At 49.6% G+C, this 22,838-nt stretch carries 9 protein-coding genes and 7 pseudogenes; 9 read left to right on the top strand and 7 right to left on the bottom strand.

Features of this window, described 5'->3' with window-relative positions:
• The first annotated feature begins 44 nt into the window (after nt 1-44).
• The 3 genes and pseudogenes from adk (at nt 45) to KHX94_RS01980 (ending at nt 3,236) form a co-directional block, all read left to right on the top strand.
• Nucleotides 45-688: pseudogene (adk, locus tag KHX94_RS01990) on the top strand (adenylate kinase).
• Between the two features lie 84 nt (nt 689-772).
• Nucleotides 773-1,790: pseudogene (hemH, locus tag KHX94_RS01985) on the top strand (ferrochelatase).
• Between the two features lie 141 nt (nt 1,791-1,931).
• Nucleotides 1,932-3,236 carry an inosine/guanosine kinase gene (locus KHX94_RS01980; RefSeq protein ID WP_213682177.1) on the top strand — a complete coding sequence of 435 codons (1,305 nt, stop codon included), beginning with the start codon at nt 1,932-1,934 and terminating at the stop codon, nt 3,234-3,236.
• Between the two features lie 68 nt (nt 3,237-3,304).
• Here the strand turns inward: KHX94_RS01980 and KHX94_RS01975 are convergent, their stop codons facing one another.
• Entirely contained in the window at nt 3,305-4,609 is a 1,305-nt protein-coding gene (locus KHX94_RS01975; protein WP_213682176.1) for a dicarboxylate/amino acid:cation symporter, read from the bottom strand.
• Between the two features lie 188 nt (nt 4,610-4,797).
• Here KHX94_RS01975 and KHX94_RS01970 point away from each other — a divergent pair, with 188 nt between their 5' ends.
• Nucleotides 4,798-7,260: an Ig-like domain-containing protein gene (locus KHX94_RS01970; protein WP_213682175.1), complete on the top strand. Its 2,463-nt coding sequence runs from the start codon at nt 4,798-4,800 to the stop codon at nt 7,258-7,260.
• 61 nt (nt 7,261-7,321) lie between these two features.
• On the opposite strand, the pseudogene astB reads toward KHX94_RS01970, so the two are convergent.
• Nucleotides 7,322-8,655 (bottom strand): annotated as a pseudogene (gene astB / locus KHX94_RS01965) (N-succinylarginine dihydrolase).
• Between the two features lie 325 nt (nt 8,656-8,980).
• Between astB and topA the strand changes: the two are divergent.
• Nucleotides 8,981-11,610: pseudogene (gene topA, locus KHX94_RS01960) on the top strand (type I DNA topoisomerase).
• 61 nt (nt 11,611-11,671) lie between these two features.
• On the opposite strand, the pseudogene KHX94_RS01955 reads toward topA, so the two are convergent.
• Nucleotides 11,672-12,447 (bottom strand): annotated as a pseudogene (locus KHX94_RS01955) (hypothetical protein).
• Between the two features lie 226 nt (nt 12,448-12,673).
• Here KHX94_RS01955 and cysB point away from each other — a divergent pair.
• Nucleotides 12,674-13,647, top strand: a pseudogene (gene cysB / locus KHX94_RS01950) (HTH-type transcriptional regulator CysB).
• A gap of 83 nt (nt 13,648-13,730) precedes the next feature.
• On the opposite strand, the gene KHX94_RS01945 reads toward cysB, so the two are convergent.
• Nucleotides 13,731-15,107: an L-serine ammonia-lyase gene (locus KHX94_RS01945; protein WP_213682174.1), complete on the bottom strand. Its 1,377-nt coding sequence runs from the start codon at nt 15,105-15,107 to the stop codon at nt 13,731-13,733.
• A 285-nt stretch (nt 15,108-15,392) separates the two neighbouring features.
• Between KHX94_RS01945 and nagZ the strand changes: the two are divergent.
• The 3 genes and pseudogenes from nagZ (at nt 15,393) to KHX94_RS01930 (ending at nt 17,647) form a co-directional block, all read left to right on the top strand.
• Nucleotides 15,393-16,396: pseudogene (gene nagZ, locus KHX94_RS01940) on the top strand (beta-N-acetylhexosaminidase).
• Nucleotides 16,397-16,477: 81 nt separating this feature from the next.
• Nucleotides 16,478-17,020 (top strand): alpha/beta hydrolase YcfP, encoded by a 543-nt coding sequence (gene ycfP, locus KHX94_RS01935; protein ID WP_213682173.1) that lies wholly within the window; start codon nt 16,478-16,480, stop codon nt 17,018-17,020.
• Nucleotides 17,021-17,374: 354 nt separating this feature from the next.
• Nucleotides 17,375-17,647 carry an acylphosphatase gene (locus tag KHX94_RS01930; RefSeq protein WP_213682172.1) on the top strand — a complete coding sequence of 91 codons (273 nt, stop codon included), beginning with the start codon at nt 17,375-17,377 and terminating at the stop codon, nt 17,645-17,647.
• On the opposite strand, the gene KHX94_RS01925 is transcribed toward KHX94_RS01930, so the two are convergent.
• From KHX94_RS01925 to KHX94_RS01915, 3 genes are all read right to left on the bottom strand, one after another.
• A complete protein-coding gene (locus KHX94_RS01925) occupies nt 17,644-18,663 on the bottom strand; it encodes a CsiV family protein (protein WP_213682171.1) in 1,020 nt (339 codons plus the stop codon). The two genes, KHX94_RS01930 and KHX94_RS01925, sit on opposite strands and share 4 nt — an antisense overlap.
• Nucleotides 18,663-22,127, bottom strand: coding sequence for a transcription-repair coupling factor (mfd, locus tag KHX94_RS01920; protein WP_213682170.1), 3,465 nt, complete (start codon nt 22,125-22,127; stop codon nt 18,663-18,665). Before mfd ends, KHX94_RS01925 begins: the two co-directional genes overlap by 1 nt.
• A gap of 72 nt (nt 22,128-22,199) precedes the next feature.
• Nucleotides 22,200-22,772: a hypothetical protein gene (locus KHX94_RS01915; RefSeq protein WP_213682169.1), complete on the bottom strand. Its 573-nt coding sequence runs from the start codon at nt 22,770-22,772 to the stop codon at nt 22,200-22,202.
• Nucleotides 22,773-22,838 lie beyond the last annotated feature (66 nt).

The following is a 22,838-nucleotide window of genomic DNA, read 5'->3' as shown; positions in this document are numbered from 1 at the left end:
CCCGGCCTGACAAGAATTACAGATGCGAACAGAGGAATCTTAATATGCGCATTATCCTATTGGGCGCCCCTGGTGCCGGTAAAGGTACCCAGGCTCAGTTCATCATGGAAAAGTATGGTATTCCACAGATCTCTACCGGCGATATGCTGCGTGCCGCGGTAAAAGCTGGCACTCCGCTAGGACTGGAAGCCAAAAAGGTGATGGATGCCGGGCAACTGGTGTCAGATGATCTGATTATTGAACTGGTGAAAGAACGCATTGCTCAGGACGATTGCGCCAACGGCTTCCTGCTGGATGGTTTCCCCGCACAATTCCCCAAGCCGATGCTATGGTGAGCAACGGCATCACCATCGACCATGTGATTGAGATCGATGTGCCGGATGAAGAGATAGTAAAACGTATGAGCGGTCGCCGCGTTCATCCTGGGTCTGGTCGCGTATATCACGTTGTGTTCAATCCGCCTAAAGTTGCTGGTAAAGATGATGCTACCGGTGAAGACTTGGTGATCCGCCCTGATGATGAAGAAACCACAGTGCGTAAACGTTTGGCTATCTATCATGAGCAGACTGAGCCGCTGGTTAGCTACTACAGTGCTATGGCCGCTAAAGGTGAAACTCAGTACCGCAAGTTTGATGGTACCCAGAGTGTTGCCTCTGTCAGTGCGGCTATCGAGAAAGCACTGGCATAAGCTATCGGCCAACCCGATTCGCATAATTGAAAAAGTCCGCATCCGCGGACTTTTTTATGTTTTAAGCGGTGTTACCTTGACGCCATGTTTTTTTATCAGGAATTTGCCGTGTCACACAGTCATCCACCTTTTGGCGTTTTACTGGTTAATCTCGGGACACCCACTGCGCCAACCAAAGACGCTGTTCGCGCTTTTTAAAGCAGTTTCTGAGCGATCCCCGTGTTGTGGATCTGCCTGCTTGGAAATGGCAGCCCATTTTGCAAGGGATTATTCTTAACATTCGTCCCGCCAAAGTCGCCAAACTCTATCAGTCTATTTGGTGGCAGGATGGCTCACCGTTAATGGTGATCAGTCAGCGCCAGCAACAGGCGTTAGCCAATCAGTTGGCCTCAAGGCTTGGTTTGGCGATTCCCGTCGCTTTGGGAATGAGCTACGGGGCGCCATCACTGGCCGATGGTCTGGATGAACTGCAACGCGCTGGTGTCGATAAAGTGCTAGTGTTGCCCTTATATCCGCAATATTCCTGTTCTACTGTTGCCAGTGTTTTTGATGGTGTTGCGGCGGCATTAAAACCGCGCCGTAATATTCCAGAGCTAAGGATGGTAAAAGATTACCATGAGCGTCCAGGCTATATTGCAGCGCTGGCCGACAGTATTCGTAACCACTGGCAGCAGCATGGTAAGGCGGCTAAGTTGCTGTTTTCTTTTCACGGAGTGCCAGTACGTTATATCAATGAAGGCGATCCATACAAACAGCAGTGTTTGACCACCGCCGCCTTGGTGGCACAAGCGCTGGCGTTGCCGGAAGCCGAGTGGCAGGTCTGTTTCCAATCGCGTTTTGGCAAGGAACCTTGGTTGACACCTTATACCGATGAAACGCTGGCCAGTTTACCCAGCCAAGGCGTGAAATCTGTCGATATCATCAGCCCGGCATTTGCGGCGGATTGTCTGGAAACGCTGGAAGAAATTGCACAAGGCGGTAAAGAGACATTTCTGCACGCAGGGGTGAACAGTACCGTTTTGTCCCTTGTCTTAATGATGGCGAACAGCACATGGCATTTCTGGCCGATCTGGTGATCTCCCATGCTGAAAATTGGCGTTAGTCACGCTGGCGCGGCCCCGCTGATGTGATAAAATCGCGCCAATTCAGCTGCCGCTAATACGCGGCAGTTTTTTCACCCTAAACCACCGCTTTTGGCGGTGGTGTTGGTTTGGCCCGCTTGGTGGGAGCACTGAGACGCATCATGAAGTTTCCTGGACAACGTAAATCCAAACATTATTTTCCGGTTAAGAGTCGTGACCCGATATTGGCACAACTGACCACCCAACCTTCGCCCGTAAACACCTGGATTTGTGGCATTGATCAGACGCTGGTTGACATTGAAGCGCAGGTAGATGAACAGCTATTAGCCGATTATGGCTTACCGAAAGGCAACTCCACCTTGATTGATGATGTTGCGGCGCAGCGGCTGTACCAACAGCTACAGCAACAGCAGTTGATCACCGGTGAATTTGCGGGCGGGACTATTGGTAACACGGTGCACAATTATTCGGTGTTGGCCGATGACCGCTCCGTGTTGTTTGGCGTGATGAGCAAACAGATTGAAGTCGGTAGTTACGCTTATCGTTACCTGTGCCATACCTCTTCAAAAGTGGATTTGGATTATCTACAGCCAGTGAATGGCCCAATCGGCAGATGTTTTACGCTGATTTCAGCCGAGGGTGAACGGACATTTGCCATCAGTAAAGGCTCGATGGACAAGCTGACCCCCGATCATATCAGCAAACCATTAGTACAAGGTGGTTCGGCCCTAGTGCTAACGGCTTATTTGATGCGGGCGCGTAAGGAAGACGGCATTGCCGACGCAGCAATGCAAGCCATTGAATACGCCAAGGCGGCGGATGTTCCTGTGGTCTTAACGCTGGGTACGCGCTTTTTGATCGAAGACGATCCGCAGTTTTGGCAAGATTTCATTCGTAACCATGTCACAGTGCTAGCAATGAATGAAGATGAAGGCGCCGCGTTGACAGGCTTTGATGATCCATTACTGGCATCAGAAAAAGCCTTGGAGTGGTGCGATATGGTACTGACTACGGCCGGGGCTACCGGGCTCTATACCGCCGGATATGCGGAAGAAGCTGAAAAGCGTGAAACGGCCCATCTGCTATTACCGGGCAGTATCCCAGAATTCAATCGTTATGAGTTTTCCCGGCCGAAACGCAAGCAGGATTGTGATAATCCTATCAAGGTGTTTGCCCATATTTCACCTTACATGGGCGGGCCAGAAAAGATCCGTAATACCAACGGCGCGGGTGATGGTGCATTAGCGGCATTACTGCATGATTTAGCCGCCAATAACTATCATAAAGCACGGGTTCCAGGCTCCATCAAACATAAACGTGGTGGTTTGTGCTATTCCTCTTTTTCGCAGATCTGTAAGTATGCCAACCGGGTAGCGTATGAGGTGCTAGCGCAGAACAGTCCTCGCTTATCTCGCGGCTTGCCGGAGCGGGAAGATAGCCTCGAAGAAGCGTACTGGGAACGTTAACTCTCACAACTAAAAGTAAAGGCGCCTTGAGCGCCTTTATCATTTCTGAAAACGGTAAAATTATGCATTTATTCCGGTTCTGACTTTGGAATAAAGCTACGCACTTTGCCCGCATTGGTGTCGTGATATATCTTTGGATCAAATGCATTTTCACTTTTGGCGACAATCACAGTGGCAACACTATCACCCGTGATGTTTACCGCCGTACGCACCATATCCAGCAGACGATCTACTCCCAAGATCAATGCAATCCCTTCAACGGGCAGCCCTACTTGTTTGAGTACCATCGCTAGCATTACCAACCCAACGCCAGGAACGCCAGCCGTACCAATAGACGCCAGTGTCGCGGTCACGACCACTGAAAAGTAATCTTGGACGGAAAGGTGAATGCCGTAAACCTGCGCAATAAAGACGGTTGCTACCCCTTGCATAATCGCGGTGCCATCCATATTGACGGTAGCACCCAGCGGTAAGGTAAAAGAAGCAACACGATTATCCACCCCTAAGCGATGCTCAGCCGTTTCCATATTAACTGGCAATGTGGCATTAGAACTGGCGGTACTAAATGCGAACAGCTGCGCATCACGCATCTTGCGGAGAAAAATCAGCGGATTAAGCCCTGTAAAAAGCTTAAGCAGCGTTGGGTAGACCACAAATCCGTGCAGTAGTAGCACGCCTAACACAACAGCAAAATATTTAAGTACATCTTTAAAGGTTTCTAGCCCAAGCGTTAATGCCAGCTTCCCCATCAAGGCAAACACACCATATGGCGCTAAATACATTACCAGTGTAACAACCCGCATGATCACGTCATTGAGATCTTCAAATACCGCAGCGACACGGCGGCCTTTGTCACCCACATGAGATACTGCAAAACCAAAAATTACAGCAAAAATAATGATTTGCAGCATATTTCCATCTGTCATCGCCTTGATGGGGTTCGTGGGCACAATATTGATAATGACTTGCGCTAGGCTGGGTGCATCTTTGGCATCATAGGCCAAATTCACTGTGGATAGCGTATTACTGCCAGGATGGATAATTACCGCGACAAAAATCGACAGCACCAGAGCTACCGCAGTAGTAAATAGGTAGAAGGCTAGGGTTTTACCCCCGAGTCTTCCCAGTTTTGAGGGTTCACTCAAGGAACTGGTACCACATACCAGCGAGATAAACACCATAGGCACCACCAGCATCTTCAGGCAGTTGATGAAGATGCTGCCCATGACATTCAAGACACCTTCAGTAATGTACTCCTGGACAAACTGGCTACCGGGAAATGCATTGCGTAATATCAGGCCAATAAAAATCCCCAGCGCCATGCCAATTAGGATTTTGCTGGTAAGCCCTAACTTCCTCTTCATAAACGCCATAATTATTCCTGTTAATTTATAGATCTTATTCTTGGCGTTGTAAGCCTATCAAGAAAGCATAATTCAGGGAACACGAGTGTACAGATATTGGATGCAAATATATGTTTAAAGAATGATAAAATTGAATTTATTGTGTGAACATTATGTTTACTCTAAGCTGTAGCCTATATACGTGTCTTTAAGGTCATATGGATAACAAGGAGGCTGACAATGCGGTCAGCATTTACGCTTTTGGGGCATTATTTTGCAGTTTTTTGCTGAGTGCTTGTGGTGGCGGTGGCAGTGCACTTTCTGACCCTGGGAATGGTCAGACACCACCCTCCGGCAGCAATACCATTTCATTAACTATTTCCAATAGTGATATCAATGCTGATACTCCAGCGACGTTAACCGCTACGGTACAAAATTCGCTTACGGGCGCTGTCTCGGGTGAACTAGTGACTTTTACCCTTAACGACAGTTCACTGGGCACTTTTGTCCCCGCCATTGGCACAGCCCTCACAAATGCCAATGGTGTGGCGACTGTCACTCTGGCGACCTCTAATGTTCCTGGTGCTGGTACGGTTGCAGCGTCCATAGCTTCCGGCGCTTCAGCAACAGTCGGGTTTACCATGGCTGGCGATGGCGGAGCTAGTGGTGGCAGTGCTCAGATTACTCTGAAGCTGACTGATACTAATGGTACCGTTATTAACAGCATTACTTCTACCACCCCAGGAGTGCTGACCGCGACAGTTAAGGGAATATCAAAACAGGTTATTGTGACCTTTGATTCCACTATTGGTGACTTGCCAGTAAAAACAGCCATTACTGACGCTAATGGTGTCGCCAGTGTTAGTGTCTATGCCGGGAGCACTCCTGGTGCTGGGACGGCAACAGCATCGATTGCTACCGGGGAATCTGCGGATCAAGTATTTGTGGTTGGGGCTAGCAATATAATGATGGGCAGTGGTACGCCATTTGTTTCTGGTAAAGCTTCTGTTAGCACCTTGACCCTGTCTGCTGGTGGTACGGCCACTATTTCTGTGATGTTACAGGATGCTGATGGTAACCCTTTCACTGAACCTGTAGATGTCAGTTTCGCTTCCAAATGCTCTAAGAGTGCCACTCCGCAGGCAGTGCTTAGCAGTCCGGTAACTGCTGTCAATGGCCTAGCTTCTAGCACTTATCTGGCGAAAGGCTGTGTGGGTGACGATAACATTACCGTATCGGCAGATGTGGGAGGAAAGAGCTTATCGGCCACAGGTGTTATTAACGTGTTAGCAGCAGATGCTGGCAGCATAGTCTTTATTGATGCCACACCTGAGAACATTGGGATTAAAGGGACTGGAAGTGATGAATCTTCAACGCTGAGATTCAAGGTCTTGGATACCAATGGTAACCCAGTGGCCAATAAGTCGGTCACTTTTAGCCTTAACACAGCGGTTGGCGGATTAACAATTAATCCGCCAAGTGCCATGACAAATAGTGATGGGATTGCTCAAACAGTGGTTAATTCCGGCACTGTTGCTACTAGCGTCAGGGTGACCGCCGCAATAGCGGATACCGATCCGGTGATTTCCAGTCAGTCAAGTGTACTGGTCATATCTACGGGAGTACCAGATCAAGATTCTTTCTCACTTTCTGCCGAAGAATTAAACACCGAAGGTTGGGATATTGATGGTACTCAGGTACCAGTGACGGCGCGGTTAGCCGATGCCTTTAATAACCCAGTTCCCGATGGTACAGCTGTTTACTTCACAACGGAGGGCGGTGCCATTACTCCATCGTGTGTGACCAGTAATGGTGCTTGTACCGTTACTTGGACCAGTCAGAATGTACGCCCAGAAGGACAGACGCTGATCGACAGTTTTGGTGACATGTATCGTAATCCAAGAGCTGAATTGTCTGCTAGTGGCGGTAACTATTATGGTCAGAAGTTTGGTGGTCGTGCCACTATTACCGCAACAGCTATTGGTGAAGAATCTTTTCCAGATCTTAATGGCAATGGCCGATTTGATGCTTCAGAAGTCACTGCATTTTTAGGCAATGATGTGGGTGGCCATCCCTATGATCTGGATGAGGCATTCGGTGATTACAACGAAGATGGTGTGTTCAACCCCGAACAAACAGGTGGACAAGCGGGCGGTGAGCTGGAAGAGCTGATTGATTTCAATAAAAACGGCACCTTTGACAGCAAAGATGGTAAGTACAACGGGGTGTTGTGTTCTATTCCCGCACACAATGGCTGTGCTAATGGTATCGACCAGCCTAAATCGATTGATGTACGGGCTAATTTAGTGCTGGTGATGTCAGGCAGTAACGCGTATGCAACCGTTGCTAACGATATCCGCATTGTTGATCGTGATGGTGATAACCTGGGTGGCAACATTGATATCAATGGCAAGTCTACTGCGATAGTGCAATTTACTATCGCTGATCTGCATAACCAGCAGATGCCAGCAGGCACTGTCGTGACTTTCACTACCTCGGCAGGTTCGGTCGCTAGTTCTGCCAATTACACTTGGCCTAGCTCGAACCACAATGGTGGACGCCAGTTCAGCGTAACACTTAAAGGAGCTGATCAGCCGGACTCTGGCGCATTTATCGTGACGGTGGAGACTCCGGGCGGCCTGACAACCGAGGTTGTTAACATACCCGTCAATATCTATTGATGTGTTGCAAAAAGGGCGCGCTGGCGCCCTTTTTATACTGGTGTGGGGGAGGTCATTGAGATCACTGCTGAAACGGATAGATACTACCAAGTTTCAGCAACTGTGTAAGCTCATCTAGCGCGCTTCTCGATTCCAGTAATAATTGAGGATCTGCCAAATCCGCAGCAACTAAGCGGTCGCGATAGTGGCGCTCGACCCAATGATTTAACTTGCTAAACAACTCATCTGTCAGCAAGACCTGTTGATTAATGGCGGCTAACTCAACATCATTCATGGCGACTCTTAAACGCAAACAAGCCGGCCCGCCACCGTTATGCATGCTTTGCTTCACATCAAAATAATGTATCTGCTTGATCGGCGTATCCAGCGTCAGTAATTCATCTAAATAGGCTTTAACGCGTGGATTTTCTGCACAATCTGTCGGCGCAATTAACGCCATCTCTCCTTGTGGTAAAGTCACCAGTTGAGTATTAAACAGGTAAGTATTTACCGCATCTTGAATACTGACGCTATGGCTCGGAACTTCAATCAGATGCAGTTCTCCCTGGCATTTTGCGCGTAATTCTGCCAGCTTTTTATTGCTGTCCCAGAAGGCTTGTTCATGGAAAAACAGCACATTCTGATTACCTACAGCAATAACATCGTTGTGGAAGACCCCTTGATCAATAATGGCTGGATTTTGCTGAATGAAAACGCAGCCGTCTTCATCTAATTTATGTAACCGGGCAATGGCTGCTGAGGCTTCCAGCGTTTGTCTAGCGGGATATTTCAACGGCTTGGGGAGAGTGGATCGAGCACCGAATGACCGTACACAAATATTTCCACTCCGGCATTATCATATGCTTGGCATAGGCGGGTGTGGTTGGCCGCCCCTTCATCCCCAAGATTGGCATGTGCTGGCAACGGTTGATGATGGGCAAAGTGGCGATTGTCGGCAAAAATAGCTTTTAGGATGTTTGCAGTTGTTGGTGGTTCCAAGCTGCGATGCAACTTATCGACAAGATTTGCTGGGGTAAAGTGGATTTTGCCGTCATGAGTATCGGCACTTGGCGATACCGTCGCCGCATTAGCCGTCCACATGCTGGAGGCGCTGGCACAGGCCTGGCAATAACGCGGGTGCCTGTGTAGCGGCTTGTTGCAATACTTCAGCATCAGAGCCAGAGAAGCCCAAACGGCGCAGCGTGTGTACATCGGGGCGTTCTTGTGGCGCTAGTACGCCTTGCACTAATCCCATATCGGCGAGGGCTTTCGCTTTTTCAAGCCTTGTTTGGCGGCCGCTCGCGGATTCGATGGCTGGGTTGCATGACTCTGCGAGGCAACATTGCCAAAGGACAAGCCGGCATAGTTGTGAGTGGGGCCAACGAGGCCATCAAAATTAGCTTCAAATTGTTTCATGGCGGTTCCTGTTGCTGTGATGCAGGGCGTCATTGTAAAAGTCTGAATGCCAGTATACTGATGTCCGCTCTGCTCACAACCTGTACAAAAGCAAGAGATAAAGCGGTTTATTGTCACAATTGCATAACTATTGCTTGCTTGCAGGCAGAATATGAAATATTAGTTTTTAATAACGCAATATTATTTCTTTAGAATATTTTTTCCTTGCTTAAAAAGTGAGTTGCCGTTGCACATAAAATGGCGATTGACTTGCAAGTCGATAGACAACCCTCTATATATGAGGGCAATTTTTACCTTTCAGAGATTTTTTGGCGCTAATCACACTATGGGAAAATCGCTAGTTATTGTCGAATCGCCGGCTAAAGCCAAGACTATCAACAAATATCTTGGTAAAGAATTTATCGTTAAGTCGAGCGTTGGTCACATCCGGGACCTGCCGACCTCCTCTTCTGCCGAGCCGAATGGCAAGACTAAGTCCGTTGCCGATGTGCGTAAAATGTCAGCGGAAGAAAAGGCCGATTACAAGAAGCAGAAAGAACACGCAGCGTTGGTGTCCCGCATGGGCATTGACCCTGAACATGGCTGGAAAGCCAATTATCAGATCCTGCCTGGCAAAGAGAAGGTCGTAAAAGAACTGAAAGCTCTGGCGGAAGCTGCTGATGAAATCTATCTCGCAACCGACTTGGACCGCGAAGGAGAGGCGATTGCTTGGCATTTGCAACAAGTCATCGGGGGCGATAACGCACGCTTCAAACGAGTAGTGTTTAACGAAATTACCAAAAGCGCGATTAAAGACGCGTTCAGTCATCCGGGCGATCTTAACAATAATATGGTCAATGCCCAGCAGGCGCGGCGGTTCCTCGACCGAGTTGTTGGCTTTATGGTCTCGCCACTGCTATGGAAAAAAGTGGCGCGAGGTTTGTCTGCCGGACGGGTACAGTCTGTCGCCGTGCGACTGGTGGTTGAACGTGAAGCCGAGATTAAGGCCTTTGTGCCAGAAGAGTTCTGGGATGTGCGTGCCAATATGGCAACGCTGGCAGCAGAACCTTTAACGCTGGAAGTGGTGAAGCAACGGGAGCAGGAATTCGCCCCACGCAATGAAGCGGAAGCCATGGCAGCTGTAAAACTGCTGGAGCACGCTTCCTATCAGGTGGCCGCTCGAGAAGTTAAGGCGACACAGAGTAAAGCTAGCGCCCCCTTTATCACCTCTACTTTGCAGCAGGCCGCGAGTACCCGTTTGGGCTTTGGTGTTAAAAAGACCATGATGTTGGCGCAGCGTCTCTACGAAGCGGGCTACATTACTTACATGCGTACAGATTCTACCAATCTTAGCCAAGAGGCGTTGGAAAGTGTCCGTAGCATGATTGCCAAGGAATTTGGTGAAAAATATCTGCCAGCCGCACCGAATCATTACGGCAACAAGGAAGGCGCACAAGAAGCGCATGAGGCTATCCGCCCTTCGGATGTCAAAGTCCATGCCACTACACTGACCGATATGGAGCGCGACGCTCAGCGCCTGTATGAGTTGATTTGGCGGCAGTTTGTATCCTGTCAGATGACGCCAGCACAGTATGATGCGACTCGCTTGACGGTGAAAGCGGGTGACTTTGAGCTGCGAGCCACTGGGCGCACGCTCAAATTTGATGGCTGGACACGAGTGCAGCCAGCGCTGAAAAAGAAAAATGAGGAAGAAGTCACTCTGCCTTATGTGGCTGAAGGCGATGCTCTAGCACTGCAATCATTGGATCCTAAACAACATTTTACCAAGCCTCCTGCAAGATACAGTGAAGCGTCATTGGTTAAAGAGCTTGAAAAACGCGGTATTGGCCGACCATCTACTTATGCCACCATTATTTCGACTATTCAGGATCGTGGATATGTCAGAGTGGAGAATCGCCGTTTCTTTGCCGAAAAAATGGGGGAAATTGTCAGCAAACGCTTGTTGGATAACTTCTCCGACTTGATGAGTTACGACTTTACCGCCGAGATGGAACAGACGCTGGATAATGTGGCGCAAGGGCAGTTGGAGTGGAAAAAGTACTCGATAGTTTTTATAAAGAGTTTAGCCACACGCTGGCGCGAGCGGAATTACCCGCAGAAGAGGGCGGTATGCGCCCTAACCAGATGATTTTAACCGATATCAAGTGTCCTACTTGTGGTCGGCCGATGGGGATCCGTACCGGTTCAACCGGGGTATTCCTCGGATGTTCTGGGTATGAATTACCACCGAAAGAGCGTTGTAAAACCACGCTTAACCTGACGCCGGGTGAAGAAGCCATCAGTGATGGTGAAGATGCCGAGACTGAGGCATTACGGGCAAAACATCGCTGTAAGCTTTGTGGTACGGCAATGGACAGTTATCTGCTCGATGAAACCCGTAAGCTGCATGTGTGCGGTAACAACCCGAGTTGCCCTGGCTATGAAATCGAAACCGGCCATTTCAAAATCAAGGGCTACGAAGGGCCAGTGATTGAGTGCGATCGTTGTGGCTCAGATATGGAGCTGAAAAATGGTCGTTTTGGCAAATATTTTGGTTGTGTGAATCCGGAGTGCAAAAACACCCGCAAGTTACTGAAAAACGGTGAAGCCGCGCCACCAAAAGAAGATCCTATCCATCTGCCAGAACTGAAATGCAGTAAATCGGACGCTTATTTTGTGTTGCGTGATGGTGCCGCTGGGGTGTTCCTTGCCGCCAGTACCTTCCCTAAATCGCGAGAAACCAGAGCGCCGTTGGTTGCTGAGCTGGTGAAATATCGTGAGCTGCTATGGCCTAAGTATTTATACCTGGCAGATGCTCCGGTTGCCGATGATGAAGGGCATCCAACCGTGGTGAAATTTAGCCGTAAGACGAAGGAACAGTATGTCGCCAGTGAAGTTGACGGCAAAGCGACTGGATGGGCGGCACATTATGTTGATGGTAAGTGGCAGGTGAACAGTTCGAAGAAGAAAGCCTGAACTATTCAAGCACATTAAATCAGTCACATTAGTAAAACGCCCTGCATTGCAGGGCGTTCTTTTACCATTTCTTTTTCGGCTGAAACAATACGTCGATATCGTCTTCGTCTTTCTGTTTAGGGGCACTTGGCTGCGCCATCTTTACGGCGCCATTGATCTCTTCCAGCAGTTGCTTGGCCTCTTCAACTTTACGGGTAATGAAAGGATCCCCTGGGGTTTGCCCCTTGATGGTGTTCAGTGTGCCTAACGCTTTGGTAACCATTTGCCGCGATGAACCATACTGCTTCATATAACAAGCGCTACGAGCGCGCGACAGCATACTGTCCACATTAATGCGCAGTTGTAAGCTGTTAATACGCGTCTCTTCACTGGAGAAAACCACAGGATCCATTTTCCCTTTGTTGTGCTCATCGCGAATGATGGCTTTCAACTTTTTAAGGGTCTGTACCAAGACTAGGATTTGCCGATCGTTGTCGGGAAGCCGAAAGTTCTCAATAGACGGCTGCTGGGGGGACTCTTCTGCAGGTTATTGATCATGCCATCTAAGTCCATCACCCGACGTTCATAATCTGCCCGCTGTGCCGCATTGCTAAGCATCATCGCCTGTTGTGCGGCTTCTTTAATTCGTTTGTATAACACCAGATTAGTATGGCTGGTACAGGGAAACATGCCTGTGTTGGCCAATACTTCCTCTGTTTCCTCTAAAATGGCTCGCTGACGAGCCAATTCGGTTCGTCGCAACGCTTCAGCACGCTGTTTTTGCTGTTGCAGGGCGTTAATCCCTATCACTAACAGCAACAGCGCACCGATCAGCACCAGTACCAGGGTAAATGCCATAGTTGTTCCGATAATATATAATTTTAGTAATGCTACAATAAATCAACAAACTAGCCTAGCTATCATAGCCCAGCTTGACGATAGTGTCGTAGATCTTGGACAGGAAAATCATTATATTCCTGTTTGATTTAGTTATAACGTTGTACTATAACGTTTGATTATAGTTAGTTGCTATTCAACCATCATTCTGTCACTGCGTGGTACAGAAATTCAAGGATTTATCAACATGAAGCTGCAGCAATTGCGCTATATTGCCGAAGTCGTCAACCATAACCTGAATGTCTCTGCCACCGCTGAAAATCTATATACGTCGCAGCCTGGGATCAGTAAACAGGTGCGTATGTTAGAGGATGAGTTAGGCATCCAGATTTTCGGTCGCAGCGGTAAGCATTTAACCCATGTCACCCCGGCCGGTGAGCAGGTCATCCGCATTGCCAATGACATTCTCGGTAAAGTTGAAAGTATTAAAAAGGTGTCGGAAGAGTACACCAAGCCTGATCAAGGCGATTTAACGCTGGCGACCACTGACACCCAGGCGCGTTACGCGCTGCCTAAAATTATCCAGCAGTTTATTGCGCGTTACCCCAAGGTTAACCTGCATATGCATCAAGGCAGTCCTTCGCAGATCAGCGAGTCTGCTGCCCATGGCATTGCCGATTTTGCCATTGCGACAGAAGCGATGCATCTCTATACCGATTTGATTATGTTGCCTTGTTACCATTGGAATCGTTCTGTGGTGGTACAAAAAGATCACCCGTTAGCCTCACGGAGTCACATTTCTATTGAAGAGCTTGGGCGCTTTCCACTGGTGACATATGTTTTTGGTTTCGACAAAGCTTCAGAAATCGAAAAAGGCTTTAAGCGGGCCGGAATTGAACCTAGGGTGGTATTTAGTGCCACCAGTGCTGATGTGTTGAAAACTTATGTGCGTTTGGGGCTGGGCGTGGGCATTATCGCTTCCATGGCGGTAGATCCGGTGATTGACAGTGATTTGGTGGCGATTGATGCCAGTCACTTGTTTGCTCACAGCACCACCAAGATTGGCTTCCGTAAAGGTAACTTCCTAAGAGGTTACATGTATGATTTTATCCGTCACTTCGCCCCCATTTAACCCGTGATGTGGTGGAGAAAGCGGAAGCGTTGAAGGATGCGCAGCTCATTGAAGAGATGTTTGCTAGCATGGAGTTGCCCGTACGCTGAACGCTAGCGCTAGGTGGCATTGGTCGTATTATCGAAAGGCCCGGCAGATGTAAGCCGGGCTTATTGTTTCTGTTAACTGCCGCTCAACATTCCACGATATTCACGGCAAGTCCACCTCTGGCGGTTTCCTTATATTTACTGCGCATATCTTTACCGGTATCCATCATGGTTTTAATCACCTTATCCAGCGATACCTTGTGATTGCCATCGCCACGCAGTGCCAGCCGTGAGGCGTTGATGGCTTTGACCGCCCCCATCGCATTACGCTCAATACAAGGCACTTGAACTAACCCGCCTACGGGATCGCAGGTAAGCCCCAGGTTGTGCTCCATGCCGATTTCGGCAGCATTTTCTACATGTTCCACGGTGCCGCCCATAATCTCGGTCAGAGCTGCCGCCGCCATAGAGCAGGCGACACCGACTTCACCTTGACAGCCGACTTCTGCGCCAGAAATCGATGCGTTTTTCTTGTAGAGAATGCCAATCGCGGCAGCCGTAAGCAAAAAGCGCGCGCAGCTGTCTTCATCAACGGGCTCAACAAAGGTGTCGTAGTAGCAAAGTACGGCTGGAATAATGCCCGCCGCACCGTTGGTGGGGGCGGTGACCACGCGTTCTCCCGCCGCATTTTGCTCATTAACGGCCATTGCAAACAGATCCACCCAATCCATGGCATTTAACGGGTCGATATTGTTCTTGCTTTCAGCCTTTAGACGACGGTACAAGGCAGGTGCTCTACGGCGTAATTTTAAACCGCCAGGCAGAATGCCTTCTTTGCGGCAGCCTTTTTCGACACAGTGTTTCATTGTTTGCCAGATGTGCCACAGCTTTGCCTTGAGTTCGGTCTCTGGCCGCATGGTCAGTTCATTTGCCAGCATCAGCGATGAGATACTCAGGCCATTATCCAGACACAAACTAACCAGTTGGCTGGCACTGTCAAAGTCATAAGGCACTTTGGGCAAGGGGATAGCGGGTGAAGCATCTTGCTGCTGAATTTCCTCTTCATTGAGGATAAAACCACCGCCCACCGAATAGTAAGTGCGCTGACATAGGCAAACGCCTTCTCGCCAGGCGGAAAGCGTCATGGCATTGGCATGGGCTGGCAGGGTTTTACGTCTGTGGTAGGTGATACCATCTTCACGGGTAAATTTGACCTGGCGACCATCGGACAATTGTAACGCTTCATGGTCATGTACCTGTTGCAAAATGACATCAACGCTGTCGGTATCAACTGTCTCAGGATCTTCACCCATCAACCCGAGGATTATCGCTTTACCGGTGCCGTGGCCTTTACCTGTCTGCCCTAAAGAGCCAAACAGCTCTGCCCGCAACTCATCTGTTGTCGATAACAGGCCTTCACGGTTAAGTCTTTCAATAAAGAATTTACCCGCTTTCATTGGCCCTACCGTATGGGAACTGGAAGGACCAATACCAATTTTGAACATGTCGAATACGCTGATCATGTAATAAACCCTGATAGTGCTCGCTATTGTTGTACTTCCTGAGTGTCATACTCGCACCCAGTGAAAATTACAGGTAACCTTGGCAGCAATGCTGACCGGATATTGTCTCAAGTATCCCACACTTTGCGACGGCTATATCATTAGTTATTTTAATCAATGTAGATTCGCATTAGCTGCTTTAAGGTTACTGGTAATACGCTAGATATTCAGTATAGCGCTAGCTTGGCGAAATATATGCAACGCTGGAATGGTAAGCTGATAGTGTAAATTTAATAAGGAAAATGCATGAGTTATCTGATGCTGGATGTGGCGGGAACCCAATTGCAGGGGGATGAAGCCGAAGTGTTGCAGCACCCGGCGGTGGGGGGCTTGATCCTGTTTAGCCGCAATTATCAGAGCCGCGAACAATTAATTGAACTGGTGCGTTCCGTCAGACGGTTGCGGCCAGAATTAATTATTGCCGTCGATCACGAGGGCGGTCGGGTGCAGCGGTTTCGTGATGGCTTCAGTCAGATCCCGGCAATGGGCAGTATTCTGCCTGCTGCCCAAGATACGGCACAAGCGCTCGACTGGGCGAAAGAACTCGGTTTTCTTATGGCCATCGAGCTGCTGGCTTGCGATATCGACCTGAGTTTTGCGCCAGTATTGGATCTGCATGGCATCAGTGAAGTGATCGGCAAACGCTCATTTGCCAGCGATGCCGCGACAGTCACTACGCTGGCGCGCAGTTTTATTGGCGGGATGCAGGATGCCGGAATGGTGGCCGTTGGCAAACACTTTCCCGGACATGGCAGTGTCGCCGCCGATACTCATCACGCTCAGGCGCTTGATAACCGCCCGCTGGCAGAGATTGCGGCTAACGATATGCAGCCTTTCGAAACCCTGATTGCCGAAGGCGCGTTGCAGGGCATTATGCCTGCACATGTCATTTATCCGCAGGTAGATGCCAAACCCGCGGGCTTTTCTCCATTCTGGTTGCAGCAGGTGCTACGGCAACAACTGCGGTTTGCAGGGGTCATTTTTTCAGATGATCTCGGGATGAAAGGCGCCGCATTTGCGGGGATTTCCGGCAACGGGCCAATGCTGCCATCGCCGCAGGTTGCGATATGATCCTGGTGTGTAATGAGCCGGAGGGCGCTAGAACATTACTGCATGATTTTACTTGGCCGCACTCGACAGCGGGGATGCTCGCGAGTTTGAAACCAGATCAGGGGCGGCTGCTTGATGCCTTACAAAATGAATCGCGCTGGCAAAGTGCCGCAGCGTTGGCCGCTCGGCTTCATCCTTGATAATTTGACTTGGCACAAGAAAAGTTGCACAAAGATTGGTTAGTTTGAATACTGCACATGCCTGCATAGGGAATAGCAACAATGATTTTGTATCTACATGGCTTTGACGCGACCAGTCCCGGTAATTATGAAAAAGTCAGACAGTTGCAGTTTATTGATGATGATGTGCGACTGTTAAGTTACAGCACGCTTTATCCCAAGCATGATATGCAGCACCTGCTTAACGAAGTGTGCAAACAGCTAAAATTGACGGATGATAAGCAGCCTTTGCTGTTAGGTGTCGGTTTGGGTGGTTTCTGGGCAGAACGCATCGGCTTTCTGGCGGGCATTAAAACCGTGCTGGTCAATCCTAATCTTTGGCCTGAAGAAAATATGCCGGGGAAAATTGATCGACCAGAGGAATACCTGGACATTGCCCAGAAATGCGTTAAGGATTTTCGCAATAAAAACCGTGGCCGCGCCTTGTGCCTCTTATCTGCGCAAGATGAGATGCTGGACAGCCGTCGTAGTTGTGAGCTGTTGCAGCAGTATTACACTGTCATCTGGGATAAACAGCAGCCACATAAGTTTCCGTCACTCTCCAGTCATCTGGTAGCCATCAAAGCATTCAAAAAGCAGCCCTGAGCGTATATTAAGAAGCCCTGAGCGGCACGTTGAAACAGCCCTGAGCGTACATGAAGAAGCCTTGAGCGGCACGTCGAAACAGCCCTGAGCGTACATTAAGAAGCCCTGAGCGGCACGTCGAGACACCTCTGAGCCGAACATCGGCTCGGCCTTTAGTCGCACATGAAAACTGCCAGTGCTGAAAATCAAAAGAGTCCTGATCATAAAGCGCCTAGAATTGCTGCGGTGCCGTATCTTTGGCAAGTCAGCTTTGCGGCTGAGGCGGATTTAGCAACATAATTTGTCGTTTATCTTTGCTTTTTTGTAGTCGGAGTGCTTGATTTATAAGAGCAATAGCAAAGAGGAACAGGTGGCATGAAAAGGGTAATGATCACCATTAGGGGCAAGGTTCAAGGCGTAGGATTTCGCTATTCGGCATTGCAGAAAGCTAATGCACTTGGGGTTACCGGTTATGTTAGCAACCGGGATGACGGTGGGGTGGAGATCTTGGCGCAAGGGGCGTTCCCGGCGGTAGATCAATTAATCCATTGGTGCGAAACCGGGCCGACTAACGCCAAAGTGGACAGTGTTTTTGTGGAAGAGGACGAGGCAGACGAAATCTACCTCGATTTTTCCATTACGGTTTAATGTTGTGGCGGCGTTCCATTGGTGGCTGGCGGCTCATCGGCTGCGGGAGTCTGTGGCTGGTCGTCTTCAGCTTCTTGCGATTCGGGTTCCTGCTGCTCAGCGCCATCAGGTTGTCTGATACGTCTTACCTGTAACATCATGCCCATGGCAGGATGATCAAAATAGTGGATCTCTGTGCTACGAATGCGCCGATTCTGCTCCATAGGAATGCTGAACAGATAAGGCATTACCGTGGCTGGAAGCCCCTCTACCGAGATACTCTTTTGCCCAGGCTGGCGCAAATTGAAACGGGTCTCAACGTAAAGGTAATGACTCAGATAGATATTCAACAGGCCATCAAATTGCCAGACTGCTGCGGGTTTTTCGGGTGACATCAAATTATCAAAGCCGTTGAAGCTACCCTGGTTCAAGGGTTGTTCACTGATAGGCAGGCCGTTGGCCTGAAAGCGACTAGAAAAATCCTGTCCGGCAAACAGATGCAACGGCTGTGCTTGGCGCCGAGGCTTCATCTCTTGCCGCCAAGTGATATGCAACAGGGATTGCACTCCAGCCTGACGCTGTAGCTTGGACATCATTTCACCAAAACGCGCTTTGTCGGCGCCTTCAAGAACGGCGGTTTGCAGATTGGCACTTCGCTCATCTTTAGGATGCACATCTACTGGCATAATTTTCGGCATAACCAGGGTTTGAGCGCTTCCCAGTCCATGACATGGTTGTTGCGGTTGAGTGCCAGAATGAGTGTCACTGCTAGCGCTACCCAGCGTATTCCAGCTGTTGTTGCCGCAGTCGCCCATGGCCATGCTGACGCCGGTGATATCACTGGCAACTTGTGGTGTCAGCAGATCCAGCGCATTGGTGGTTTTCAGTGCCAGTGGGCTATCAGGCCAATGTTCATCAGTTTGCGCCTGACGCTCAAAAATGTAGATTTCCACTTCGTACCAAGGATATTGCGCCGCCTGAACCATTGGACTCAGCGTCAATGCTGTCAGCGTTGCCAGCATAAATTTTGCAAACACTATCTGTCTCCCACTGTGTGTTGTGCCAGCTGTTGCAGCAATAACGAAGTCATTTCCAATCGCTGCTTACTGCCTTCAGTCGCTAACGTGAACTTTAACTTATTCGGGCCGTCCATTCGATAGATTTGTGGTTGCGACTGCAGTAAGCCGATAATGAATCCCGGATCGATCAGATGATCATCGCGAAATTCCAGGCTGCCGCCCCGGTCATGCATCTCTAGCTTCTTAATACCTAATACGGTGGCTTGATGTTTCAGTAACGTCAGTTGCATTAGATTGCGGGTGGCTTCCGGTAACAGGCCAAAGCGGTCAATCAGTTCCACTTTCAGCTCATCCAAGGCGGTTTCACTGCGGCAGTTGGCAATACGCTTGTAAAGCGACAAGCGGATATTAACGTCACCGACATAATCCTCTGGCAGCAGCGCTGGTAGCCGTAAGTCCATCTCACACTGTTCATTGAGCATTTGTGCCAGCGATGGTTCTTTGCCTTGTTTTAGGGCGTTGACGGCGGATTCCAGCATGTCCATGTACAGGCTGAAACCAATTTTGGAGATATGGCCGCTTTGTTCTTCGCCGAGTAATTCCCCCGCGCCGCGAATTTCCAAGTCCTGCGTTGCCAGCATAAAACCGGCGCCTAGGTCTTCCAAAGCATCAATCGCTTCCAGACGTTTACGCGCATCGGTTGTCATCCGCTTTGGATGCGGTGTCATCAAATAGGCATAAGCCTGGTGATGGGAACGACCTACGCGGCCACGCAATTGATGCAGTTGTGCCAGCCCGAACATATCGGCGCGCTCAATGATAATGGTATTGGCACTGGGCACATCAATCCCGGTTTCGATAATCGTGGTACACACCAACACGTTGTAGCGACGGTGATAGAAATCGGACATGACGCGCTCCAATTCCCGTTCTCGCATCTGTCCGTGAGCAACCACTACCTGTGCCTGCGGCACTAATTCACGAATATCGGCAGCGGCTTTTTCAATGGTTTCCACATTGTTGTGCAGAAAATACACCTGACCACCACGGAGAATTTCACGTTGAATCGCTTCGCGTACGGTATTTTTATCGTATTCGCGGACAAAAGTTTTAACCGCCAGCCGTTTCGCGGGTGGGGTGGCAATAATCGACAGATCGCGCATGCCCGACATCGCCATGTTGAGGGTGCGTGGAATTGGCGTAGCCGTGAGCGTCAGAATATCCACATTGGCTCTAAGTGCCTTGATTTTCTCTTTTTGGCGCACGCCAAAGCGGTGTTCTTCATCGATCACCAACAGCCCAAGGTCTTCAAAACGAACATCGGAGTTGAGCAGTTTATGAGTGCCGATGACGATATCCACTTTGCCTTCAGCCAGTGCGTCAATCACTTGTTGTTGCTCTTTAGCAGTGCGGAAACGCGACATCACCTCTATGCGGACTGGCCAGTCGGCAAATCTGTCTTTGAAATTTTCGTAGTGCTGCTGCGCCAATAGGGTAGTGGGCACTAACACCACGACTTGTTTGCCCGCATTTACGGCCACAAACGCCGCGCGCATGGCAACTTCGGTTTTACCAAAGCCCACATCACCACATACCAGCCGATCCATCGCCACTGACGATTGCATATCGTTCAGCACGGCATCGATAGCGGTTTCCTGATCGACGGTTTCTTCAAACGGAAAACTCTGGGCAAAAACAGCATAATCTTCTGGCACCAGTTTAGCGGCAACGCCGGGACGCGATTGCCTGCGGGCATAAATGTCCAGTAATTCCGCCGCCACATCGCGAATGCGTTCAATGGCCTTTTTACGGGCTTTATCCCAGGTGTCATTGCCGAGTTTGTTTAAGCCCGGTTGCTGATCCGGCCCCACGGTATAACGGCTGATAAGATGCAGTGATGAAACTGGCACGTAAAGCTTGTCGCCACCGGCATATTCCAGCTTTAAATACTCGGCAATCATGCCACCGGCATCGAGTGTTTCCAGCCCTTGATACAAGGCTACTCCGTGTTCCAGATGCACTATCGGCTGTCCGACCTTTAGCTCCGCCAAATCGCGCACCAGCGCATCTTGGCTGACTTGGCGCTGTTTATCACGGCGTCTTTGCTGCGCAATGCGGATGCCAAACAGCTCAGTTTCACAGATGATGCTTAACGCTGGCTGTTGCAATTGACAGCCAATGGATAACGGCGACACCAGCAAACCGATAGACTCTGGGCTATTAAGAAATGCCTTGATACTGCTGAACTGCTGTGGCTTTAGACCAATTTTTGCCAGCAGTTCCAGCAAGGCTTCGCGGCGACCTTCGGTTTCGGCACTGAACAGGATTTTGCGGTGTTGCGCAACAAAGTCTGCCAGTGCGGCTAACGGTTGTTTGTGTTTGTGATTAACCGTTAAGTCTGGCAGCGGGTTGACGGCAGCAAGTACCTGATGTTTGTGATTGCTGACACTATCTAGCTGCACCCGCGGCAGTTGTTTAAAACTACCAAACAGTTGATCGGTTAACAGGTACAGATCTTTGGGGGCCAGCAATGGCCGCAGTGGATCGACTTTACGATCTTCATAGCGGTGCTGTACTTGCGCCAAGTGTTCATCGGCGGCGCTTTGTAAATCGCCAATGGTCAGCAGTTGGATTTTGCCGCCCAGATAATCGAACAGGCTGGCGGTTTCATCGAAAAACAGTGGTAGGTAATTTTCGATGCCGGCAGGCATCAGATGCCGACTCACTTGCTGATATACCGATTCCGGTTCTTTGACCACTACTTCAAAGTAGCGGCGGTAGCGTAGGCGGAAGCCTTCAATCGCCGCGTCATCGGTTGGAAACTCACGCGCCGGTAACATGCGGATTGCAGTGACCGGATCTTGTGATAACTGGGTGTCAGCATCGAAGTAGCGGATAGATTCCACTTCATCATCAAACAGTTCGATACGCAAAGGCGCGGGCGAGCCCATCGGAAAAATATCCAGAATGGAACCGCGAATAGCAAACTCGCCGTGCTCGTAAACCTGGCCCACCAGATGATAACCGGCATTGACCAGATGTTCGCGCATCTGCTGTAACGGATAGTGGTCACCCTTTTTCAGCAGCATCACATTGGCACTGAGAAATGCCTGTGGCGGTAATCTGACCATCAAGGTGGTGACTGGCACAATAACTAGCGCTTTTTGGGCACCAGGTAGCCGCGACAGGGTTTCCAGCCGTTGTGAAATCAAGTCCTGATGTGGCGAAAAACTGTCGTAAGGCAGAGTTTCCCGATCAGGAAACAGCCATACCGGCATGTCATCGGCCAGTAGATAACGCAGTTCAGCTTCCAGCGTCAATGCCGTTGGCGTATCGGCGGTGACCAGCAAACTGATCCCGGCATGCTGTCGTGCCAGTGATGCTAACGTCAGTGCGCGGGCAACACCTTCCGGTAAGCCGAGATAACGGATGTCTCCGGCTTTGGTGGCACTCTCGGGTGCCAGAACAGAAAAAGCAGTCATTAAAACGGCAAAGAATGGTTTCTGAAAGATGGCGCACATTGTAGAGATTTGCGCCGGTGAGTACCAGTGGCGTTAGCGGCTGGCTTTGCGCAACTTTAACTGTTTTTGTTGCACTACCAGACTGGCTTTGACCAGTTGTTCTACTTCGGTTTCGGTGATGACGCTGTATTCCAGATCTAGCAGATAGCTCCCTGGATTATCGGGATCTTCGCGGCAATCACTGACTCTGGCAAGACACAGCACCGAGAGGATCTCTTCTCGAACAAACAGCAGCAGTTTTACTTGTGCGTTGCGTGGCAGTGCCTGCTCACTTTGCAAACGCACGCCGCTGCCGCCAAACTGCAGACCAAGACAATGTTGCCCATCCCGGGCTTCCTGTTCCAGCAGGTGCTGCAACACCAAATCTACTTTGCGGGATTGCAGTTTCAGATATTCCACTATGGCCCGGCCATCATCACCCATCTGCCTGAGATGGATCAGGCAGTCACCTTCCAACGCTTTGACTTCGCTCATTAGCTGCATGCCTTTGGATTTCATGCTTTGCAGTTCGGCTTCATCGGGTAATGCTTGGCCTTCCGGCCACAACGAAATGTAAGCATCGAACGGGTGTGGAACGCTGAAATAGCCACTGGATTCTGGAAACAAGGCAATGCCTCTTGTATTTAGCGGGTCAATCCACCTATTATCGTGCCCACTTCAATGATTTAGCAA

Origin of the sequence: Shewanella dokdonensis (assembly GCF_018394335.1) — a bacterium.
In the GTDB taxonomy this organism is placed as follows: Bacteria; Pseudomonadota; Gammaproteobacteria; order Enterobacterales; family Shewanellaceae; genus Shewanella; species Shewanella dokdonensis.
The sequence above is the reverse complement of the archived record's forward strand: the minus strand, read 5'-3'. Positions and strand labels throughout refer to the sequence as shown.

What these genes read in the sequence shown, in the direction of transcription:
- KHX94_RS01980 (WP_213682177.1), top strand. Translation starts at nt 1,932, where the DNA reads ATGAAGTTTCCTGGACAACGTAAATCCAAACATTATTTTCCGGTTAAG.
- KHX94_RS01975 (WP_213682176.1), bottom strand. Translation starts at nt 4,609, where the DNA reads ATGGCGTTTATGAAGAGGAAGTTAGGGCTTACCAGCAAAATCCTAATT.
- KHX94_RS01970 (WP_213682175.1), top strand. Translation starts at nt 4,798, where the DNA reads ATGGATAACAAGGAGGCTGACAATGCGGTCAGCATTTACGCTTTTGGG.
- KHX94_RS01945 (WP_213682174.1), bottom strand. Translation starts at nt 15,107, where the DNA reads ATGATCAGCGTATTCGACATGTTCAAAATTGGTATTGGTCCTTCCAGT.
- ycfP (WP_213682173.1), top strand. Translation starts at nt 16,478, where the DNA reads ATGATTTTGTATCTACATGGCTTTGACGCGACCAGTCCCGGTAATTAT.
- KHX94_RS01930 (WP_213682172.1), top strand. Translation starts at nt 17,375, where the DNA reads ATGAAAAGGGTAATGATCACCATTAGGGGCAAGGTTCAAGGCGTAGGA.
- mfd (WP_213682170.1), bottom strand. Translation starts at nt 22,127, where the DNA reads ATGACTGCTTTTTCTGTTCTGGCACCCGAGAGTGCCACCAAAGCCGGA.